Source organism: Rhizobium sp. 05L429, assembly GCF_056397645.1.
In genome coordinates, this window is the sequence record NZ_JBFTNV010000065.1 from 1 (window position 1) to 4,644 (window position 4,644).

General features: G+C 54.2%; 2 protein-coding genes and 1 pseudogene. All 3 read left to right on the top strand.

The features are described from left to right. Nucleotides 1-74 precede the first annotated feature (74 nt). Nucleotides 75-4,226, top strand: coding sequence for an amino acid adenylation domain-containing protein (locus AC1DNW_RS35195; RefSeq protein WP_477855754.1), 4,152 nt, complete (start codon nucleotides 75-77; stop codon nucleotides 4,224-4,226). Next, a pseudogene (locus AC1DNW_RS35200) lies at nucleotides 4,223-4,324 on the top strand (hypothetical protein); the annotation flags it as partial. The gene AC1DNW_RS35195 and the pseudogene AC1DNW_RS35200, both read left to right, overlap by 4 nt. Further along, on the top strand, nucleotides 4,325-4,644 hold a 320-nt coding region (locus AC1DNW_RS35205), incomplete at its 3' end, for a condensation domain-containing protein (RefSeq protein WP_477855755.1). It abuts the pseudogene before it with no gap.

Consider the following 4,644-nt stretch of genomic DNA (forward strand, 5'->3'; position numbering starts at 1 on the left):
GCGGCTACAGGTCGCAGGACTATGTCGCCCCGCGCACGCCGACCGAACAGGCGCTTGCCCGCATCTGGTGCGACGTGCTCGGCCTCGAACAGGTCGGCATCCACGACAACTTCTTCGAACTCGGCGGACATTCGCTCCTGGCTGTCAGGGTCGTGCAGGCAATCAGTCAGCAAATGCACCGGACGATCCCGCTCGTGACGCTGTTCAAGTCGGCCGCGCTCGGTGAATTGGCCGTTGCAGTCGATGCCGGTGGAGAAGGAAGCGCGGGAGATGAGGGCAGGCTGGGAGATATTGCGCAGATAATCCCCGATAGAGCTCGCATGGGCGAGCCGTTCCCGCTGACGGATATCCAGCAGGCATACTGGCTGGGGCGCAGCAATGCGTTCACGCTGGGTGGAACCAGCACGCATGKTTATTWTGAACTGAACATATCCGGCTTCGATCTGGACCGTTTTGACGCTGTCATAAGGCAGCTTGTCGATCGTCATGGGATGCTGCGGGCCGTCTTCAATGCGGACGGGACACAACAGATCCTGCAGGACGTGCCCGACTTCCATACACGCCTTGTCGACCTGCGCGGCAAGGATGAGGCAACGGCAAGTCATGCGCTCGATCAGATACGGAACGAGTTGTCGCATGAGGTTTTTGATTCGACCCGATGGCCGTTGTTTGGGTTTTGTGCTGCCTATCTTGATGACGGGATTACGCGTCTATGCATCAGTGTGGACATGTTGATCACGGATGRGGAGAGCCTTCGGATCCTGGCGTATGAGCTGGGATTATTGTATCGCGACAGCGAGCACAGGCTGCCCCCGCTGGAATTAACGTTCCGTGATTATGTCCTGGCTGAACATAAAGTACGCGAGAGCAAATGGTACGCGCAATCGCTGGCATACTGGCAGTCGCGCCTATCTGATTTTGCTCCGGCTCCCGAGTTGCCACTGGCGATCAGTCCCGAACAGATCCAGCAGCCGAGATTTAAAAGGCGCAGCTCCGGACTGGATATAGTCCAGTGGAACCAGCTTAAGGCTATCGGAAGAAAGCACAATGTAACGCCATCGGCTTTGCTGCTGACCGCCTTTGGTGAAGCGCTTGCGACCTGGAGCAAGCAGGCGCGCATGACGATCAATCTGACACTCTTTAATCGCCTTCCCCTGCATCCTCAGGTCGGGCAGATCGTTGGCGATTTTACGTCTGTTACGCTTTCGGAGATCGACGCCGATCCCTCCCTTAGTTTTGCGCAAAAAGCCAAAGCAACACAGATGCAGTTGTGGAACGATCTTGATCATTCCGCGGTCAGTGGCGTGCAGGTTCTTCGTGATCTAAGCCGGTTGCGGCTTGGCCGGGCGGCGAGCATGCCCATCGTCTTTACAAGTACATTGACGAATGCGCATATGCCGGATGCCGAAACCGGCGGACAGGTTTKGCAAAGCGAATATGTCTACGGGATCACGCAAACGTCCCAGGTATGGCTTRRCCATCAAGTCGCCGAGAGTGCGGCTGGACTGGGCTTTGAATGGGATGCAGTGGAAGAACTATTCCCTGCAAACATGATTGATGAGATGTTCTCCGCATACTGCGGTTTATTGCAGAAACTGGCCAGGGACGAAGGAGAATGGCAGCAGCCACGAGCGCATCTGCTCCCGATAGAAGCGCCCCTGGAAAGCGTACCGGAGCCATTTGCGGCCGAAGATGGGCTGTTGCACGAACTGTTTGATCGCCAGGCACAGGCCACCCCTGAAGCAACCGCGGTGATTACGCAGAGCTACCAGCTGACTTACGGTCAATTGCGCGCGCGCGCACTGGGGCTTGCCGAAGAGCTTGAAAGCAGCGGCGTGGGGCGCGGCGAACCTGTTGCGGTTGTCATGCATAAAGGGTGGGAGCAGGTTGTTGCCACGCTGGCGATCCTCTATGCAGGAGCCGCTTATGTACCGCTGGATCCAGAATTACCTGTCCAGCGCCTGCATCACATCCTCGAGCAAACCCGTTGTCGCTTCAGCCTGACACAGCCAAAGGTCAACGAAGCCATCGAGTGGCCGTCTCCGCTGCGCCGTATCTGTGTCACGCAAGAAGACATCGCTGACAATGAGAGAGAATTTGGTGGCGTCTTTGGCGATGCCGGWGACCTGGCCTACATCATCTATACATCTGGCTCCACAGGTGTGCCCAAAGGGGTCATGATCGACCATCGTGGGGCGGTCAACACGGTATTGGATATAAACAGGCAATACAGTGTAGGTTCAACCGATCGCATACTGGCGCTGTCTTCTCTCAGCTTCGACCTTTCCGTCTTCGATATCTTTGGCACCCTTGCTTCGGGTGGCGCTGTCGTTGTTCCGACAGCTGAACATGCACGAGATCCCCAGCATTGGCTTAGCCTGATCGAGGAGCACCGTGTTACCGTCTGGAACTCAGTGCCGGCATTGATGACAATGCTCATCGAGTATATCGACGGCCCCGCGGCCAGAAGGCCAGATCCGTTGAGGCTGGTTCTATTGTCGGGAGATTGGATCCCTGTCGCCCTGCCGTCACGCATCCGAGCCCACCTACCGCAGGCGARCATCATTAGCCTTGGCGGAGCAACGGAAGCCTCCATTTGGTCTATTCATTATCCGATTAAGGAAATAGACGATGATTGGCGCAGCATCCCTTATGGCAAAGCGCTCAGCAATCAGGAGTTCTACGTTCTTGATGATGCACTGAAGCCAAGGCCGACATGGGCCACAGGCCATCTTTATATTGGTGGCATCGGATTGGCCCAGGGCTACTGGAACGACCCGCAGAAGACTGCGCAAAGCTTCCTGACCAATCCCCATACGGGTCAACGCCTTTATAAGACGGGTGATCTGGGCCGGTATCTGCCTGATGGCAACATCGAATTCCTTGGCCGCGAAGATAGCCAGGTCAAGGTTCAGGGCTATCGTATCGAGCTTGGGGAAATCGAGGCGGCACTGGAGGCCCATGACGATCTGCAGGCCTGCGCAGTCACCGCACTGGGAGAGCGGGCCGGAGACAAACGGCTGGTAGCCTATATCGTGCCGAAGGCAGGGGCCGCATCTGTAACAAAGGAACAGCTTGCGACTTTCCTGGCAGCAAAAATACCCAGCTATATGGTGCCGTCGGCCTTCGTGGYGCTCGACGCCCTGCCGCTCACGCCCAATGGCAAGGTTGACCGCAAGGCCCTGCCGGCGCCCTCGTCATCCTCTTCTGAAACGCAAAGTTTACAGGGGGATGAACTAAAGCTGGCTCACTTAATTACTGAGAGTACGGGAATTAATATTTCTTCATCAAGCATCGATCTTGTTTCTGCCGGTCTTAATTCAATCGATATAATCCGCCTTTTCAATGCGCTCCATTCCCGCATTGGTTTTCAGCCCAGCTTAAAAGAATTCATGGCAGAACCTACAGTTTCGAATTTGGTTCGTCTCTGCAGACAACCTGAAAAATCTAAGATCTTTAGGAAGGAATATCGCATGGATCTTGTTCAGGACATGCCCGATCGTTTGAAATTCAAAGAGGCTCGCCGGGGCCTCAGGAGCTTTGATAACAAGCCCCAAATTGATCTAGGTGCGCTGCCGGAGAATGAGCAATGGCTCCGTCATTCATATCTGTTCCGTTCCACCAGGCATTTCTCGAAACAGCCGATAGATCGATCCTCATTTACCTATCTTCTGTCTGCACTTGCCGAAGGTACTTTGGACGGCAAGCCAAAGCTACTATATCCTTCTGCCGGCGGTCTATATCCGGTACAAACCTACATATATGTGAAGAATAATCGCATCTCCGGCCTTTCGGAGGGGTGTTATTATTTTAACCCTCGGCAATTTAGTTTAGTAAAAATATCCGATGGCGCAGTTTCTCCCGATCTGTACCATTATTTTATAAACCGGCCGATCTTTGATAGTTCTGCATTCGCGTTATTTTTTATTGCAGAAATGACAGCTATCGCTCCTATTTATGGGGAAAAATCGATCGATTTTTGTCAAATTGAAGCCGGTKCCATGGCGCAAGCTTTGTCGCTGTATGCCGCGCCAACCGGGTTGGGACTATGCGGTATAGGGGATGCGATGGATGCAACTTTGACATCACTCTTTCAGCTGAATGACAGCCATCAAGTCGTACATTCTCTGGTAGGAGGACTTGCTGAACATGGCGAAAATCCAGCTTCAGGTGAAGGTCTTTGGGTAACCGATGACGTTGTGGCATTGGAGACGGGGGAGCTGTGAGTGGCCAAGAATTATTAGACCTTTGCAGATCGAGGGGTATTTGGCTCAGTGCCAATAGGTTTGACAGTAGACTGAGATACTGGGCTCCGCCTGGAGTAATGACCCCTGAACTTGCAAGCAAGCTACAGGCGAAAAAGCACGAGATAATTCCACTATTATTGAATGCTGCCGTAAGAGACGATGTATCGCGCAAGGGTCTGATACGCAGTGTCTGCTCGCATGCGCAGCAGCGTCTCTGGTTTTTGGATCAATACGACCAGGACAGCACCGCCTACAACATACCGCTGGCGCTGCGTCTGAAGGGCGAGGGGATCAGCGCTGCACGGATAGGGGCGGTTTTTGAGGAGCTGACGCGGCGGCATGAATCGCTTCGCACGGTTTTTGAGCTCGACGATGGCGCGCCAGTACAGGTCATCAG